The sequence below is a fragment of the Candidatus Erwinia dacicola genome (genome assembly GCF_001756855.1).
GTDB lineage: Bacteria > Pseudomonadota > Gammaproteobacteria > Enterobacterales > Enterobacteriaceae > Erwinia > Erwinia dacicola.
On record NZ_MAYS01000431.1, the window covers coordinates 1 to 3,690 of the forward strand.

The window sequence follows — 3,690 nt, forward strand, 5'->3', positions numbered from 1 at the left end:
ATTTACACCACGTCCTAAGAGTCTACCCCGCAGCGGGGTTTAATACGCGATATCTTTGTGTAAATTCGCACCATTGGACGCGATCACGCGCTGATACCAGCTGAAACTTTTCTTACGGTAGCGTGCCAGGTCCTTCAGATCGTGCTCGTCGCGGTTGACGTAGATAAAACCGTAGCGCTTGCTGATGCCCTGATGAGTGCTGACCAGATCGATAGCCGACCACGGACAATAACCGAAGATCTCCACGCCATCGCTGATTGCCAGCTGCAGCTGTGCTAGGTGGTCGCTGAGGTATGCGATGCGGTAGTCGTCATGCACCTTGTTGTCGGCAGTCAGTTCATCAAAGGCACCGAGGCCGTTTTCGGTAATGATCAGCGGCAGCTGGTAGCGATCGTAAATCTCGCGTGCGGTAATGCGGAAGCCCACCGGGTCAACATACCAGTTAAACTGATTTTTCTTCAGTTGCGGATTGTTGGTGCCGACGTAAACATCCTTATCGATGCCCACCATCTGCTGATCCACTTTCTGGCTGCCTTCGCCCGCCTCATCCTGCGAGGCGGCCACAGTGGCAGAGGCATAGTAGTTGAAGGCAATAAAGTCCGGCTTCGCCTGCTTCAGCAGTTCCATATCTCCCGGGTTAATCTTCGGCAGCCAGCCTTTCTCCTGCATAAAGCGCCACGCCACGGTGTTGTAGCGGCCATGGCAGCCGAGGTCGAGGTACAGCCAGTTGCGAATTGAGGTGAAGTTATGGGCCGCCAGCACGTCTTCAGGTTTAGAACTGGCCGGATAGACGCAGGAGATATTCGGTGCCGGGCCGATCTTCGTGCCCGGCAGCATCTGATGGCAGGCGATCATCGCCCGCGCCTGTGCCAGCATCATATGATGGTTCTGCTGGTACAGGGTTTTATGCGGATCGGGCGTTCTGGCGGGCAGCGTACCGATGACGTCGTCTTTCAGGATCATCATGTTCTGTTCATTGATGGTCAGCCAGTATTTCAACCGGTCACCATACAGTTCAAAACAGGCGCGGGCGAAGTGCTCGAAGGCGTCGATAGTCGCCGGATCTGACCAGCCGCCTTTTTCCTGCAATGCCCACGGCAGATCGAAGTGGTACAGCGTGACCAGCGGCTCAATGCCGTGCTGCGTCAGTTCGGTCAGCAGCTGCTGGTAAAACTCAACGCCTTTGGCGTTCAGCTCGCCGCTGCCGTTCGGGAACAGACGGCTCCAAGAGATCGACAGGCGGTAAGTCTTCAGGCCCAGCTCAGCGAACAGTGCCACATCCTCTTTAAAGCGGTGGTAGTGATCGCTGGTGACGGTGAAGTCGGTGAGGCGCGGGTCAAAGCTGGTTTTATCAATCACCGATGGCCCTTTGCCATCCTCAAGTGACGCCCCTTCAACCTGGTATGCCGAAGTGGAAGCTCCCCATAAAAATTCGTCAGGAAAGGGAGCTAACCGTGAGTATTGCATCCGGTTCTCCTTGCGTGTTTAACGGGTCAGGCGTGCTTGACCCCTACGATGTGCTAATGGTTGGATTCAATTTGTTGCCTGCTTCAAGGCCGCAATCTCGCGATGCAGCAGAATAATCTCTTCTGCTAGCTCGCGGCACAGCATGGCGTTCATCAGGTGGTCCTGGGCATGCACCAGAATCAGATTCATCGGCAGCTTGCCGACGCCTTCATCCTCACCGATTAAGGCGGTCTGGATCTTATGCGCTGCCTTTGCCGCCGCGGTCGCTCCCGTCAGCTGCGCGTCCGCGTCCTGCCATTTATACTGGCGGGCTGCGCGCAGCGCCTGCATCGCGCAGGAGCGGGCTTCGCCGGCATTAATGATAAGCTCCATCACCGTGCTTTCCATATCCATCATGCGTTCTCCATTGTTTTCAGTTCACCCTCAGCCGGGGCAGGGGTTTCTGCTGCCAGTAACTGGCGCTCGTACATCTTGAAAAACGGGTAGTAGATCAGCGCGGAAATCACGATCAGCACGCCAACCAAAATTACCGCGCGGAAATCCCAGCCGGTAGACCAGGCCGCGCCAATCGGGCAGGGCGTGGTCCACGGTGCCAGCGACACTACGTGATTGACCAAGTCGGTGTACGTGGCAACGTAAGCGATCACCGCGTTGACCAGCGGTGTGGTAACAAACGGGATAAACAGCAGCGGGTTCATCACCACCGGGGAACCGAAGATAATCGGTTCGTTAATATTGAACATGCTCGGAACCAAGCCAAGCTTGCCGATTGAGCGCAGGTGCACCGAGCGGCTGCATAGGTAGAGGAACATCAGCCCCATAGTGGAACCGGAACCGCCGACCACTATAAAGAACTGCCAGAACGGCTCGATAAATATCTGGGTAATCGGCTGCCCGGCATTCAGCTCCTGCTGATTAATACCGAGGTTGGTCAGCCAGAAAGCCTGCAAAATACCGCCGACAATCACCGCACCATGGATCCCGGCAAACCACAGCAGGTGGCACAGCAGCACCGCAATCAGAATGGCGGGCAGTGAATCCGAAGCGGAGATAATCGGCTTGAAGAACGCCATAATCGCCCGCGGCAGCAGCATGCCAAACTGATCCTGCACCAGCAAGCTGAGCGGAAACAATGTCAGGAAGATCGCCAAGATCGGGATCAGTAGATTGAACGACTGGCGGATTTTCGGCAGCACCTGCTCCGGCAGCTTAAAGCCGATATTGTGTTTTTGCAGGAAGTGCATCAGTTCGGTGGCGTAGAGGCTGACGATAATCGCGGTGAAGATCCCTTCCCCTCCCAGCGAGCTGACCGGCAGCCTGCCGTTGGTCTGCGGCGCGGCCACAAGCAAGAATGACATTAACGCGAGGCAGGCGGCCATAAAGCCGTTCATTTTGTAGCTAATCGCTAGGTTGTAAGCGATGGCAGCGCAGATATATACCGCCATGATGCCCATCGTCATATTATACGGCATCATAATCTGTTCGCTACGGCGCTCAATCATTCCGAACCACCACTGCGCAAACGCCCACTGGCTGTCGGCACCAAACGGCGGGTGAGCGAAAAGCAGCATAAACGAACCGACAATCAGAAACGGCATTGAGGAGATAAAGCCGTCCTTGATTGCCACCATGTGACGCTGGCTGGATAAGCGCGCCGCAATCGGGCTGATGCGGTTCTCGATCACGCCAAACAGCTTTTCGCTGAGGCTACTCATTTCACCGCCCCGTGGTTGGCAATCATCGCCAGCGCGTCGGTAAGGATTTTCTCGCCGTTCATCATGCCGTAATCCATCATGTTGATAACGGCAATCGGTTTCTCCAGCTCGTCGGCGATCGGTTTGAAATCGACCAGCTTGTACTTGATCTGTGGCCCGAGCAGGCAGCAGTCGTAGTTGCCAATATGCTCATTAAACTCGTAAAAACCTATGGCGTTGATCTCAACGTCAATGGCTTTGTTTTTTGCAGATTTTTCCATCCGCTGAACCACCATGCTGGTGGACATACCTGCAGCACAACAGAGTAAGATCTTATTCATGGTTGTTCTCCGGTCTAGTTTTTTAATAAATAGCCGAAAGAACCCCGTTTCTGCAACCGGTTTCATATTATTTAAATCGTTCTGTGAGCGCGATCCCAATCGCCTGTTAACGCCTGAGGCTTTGTTGAATAATAGGTAATCATGCTGTTTTAATATGCCGATTTTGGTCGAAGATGCTAGCCATTCCA

Annotated in this window: 4 protein-coding genes; all 4 read right to left on the reverse strand. The window is 54.4% G+C overall.

Annotation, left to right across the window (positions count from 1 at the left end):
- Nucleotides 1-39: 39 nt before the first annotated feature.
- The 4 genes from BBW68_RS11680 to BBW68_RS11695 all read right to left on the reverse strand — a co-directional run bounded on the left by BBW68_RS11680 (nucleotide 40) and on the right by BBW68_RS11695 (nucleotide 3,502).
- Nucleotides 40-1,467, reverse strand: a complete 1,428-nt coding sequence (locus BBW68_RS11680) for a glycoside hydrolase family 1 protein (RefSeq protein WP_070135496.1) — start codon at nucleotides 1,465-1,467, stop codon at nucleotides 40-42.
- 66 nt (nucleotides 1,468-1,533) lie between these two features.
- Nucleotides 1,534-1,860 carry a PTS lactose/cellobiose transporter subunit IIA gene (locus BBW68_RS11685; RefSeq protein ID WP_070135499.1) on the reverse strand — a complete coding sequence of 109 codons (327 nt, stop codon included), beginning with the start codon at nucleotides 1,858-1,860 and terminating at the stop codon, nucleotides 1,534-1,536.
- Nucleotides 1,860-3,182 carry a PTS sugar transporter subunit IIC gene (locus BBW68_RS11690; RefSeq protein ID WP_070135497.1) on the reverse strand — a complete coding sequence of 441 codons (1,323 nt, stop codon included), beginning with the start codon at nucleotides 3,180-3,182 and terminating at the stop codon, nucleotides 1,860-1,862. Before BBW68_RS11690 ends, BBW68_RS11685 begins: the two co-directional genes overlap by 1 nt.
- Nucleotides 3,179-3,502 (reverse strand): PTS sugar transporter subunit IIB, encoded by a 324-nt coding sequence (locus tag BBW68_RS11695; protein WP_070135498.1) that lies wholly within the window; start codon nucleotides 3,500-3,502, stop codon nucleotides 3,179-3,181. Before BBW68_RS11695 ends, BBW68_RS11690 begins: the two co-directional genes overlap by 4 nt.
- Nucleotides 3,503-3,690: the final 188 nt, after the last annotated feature.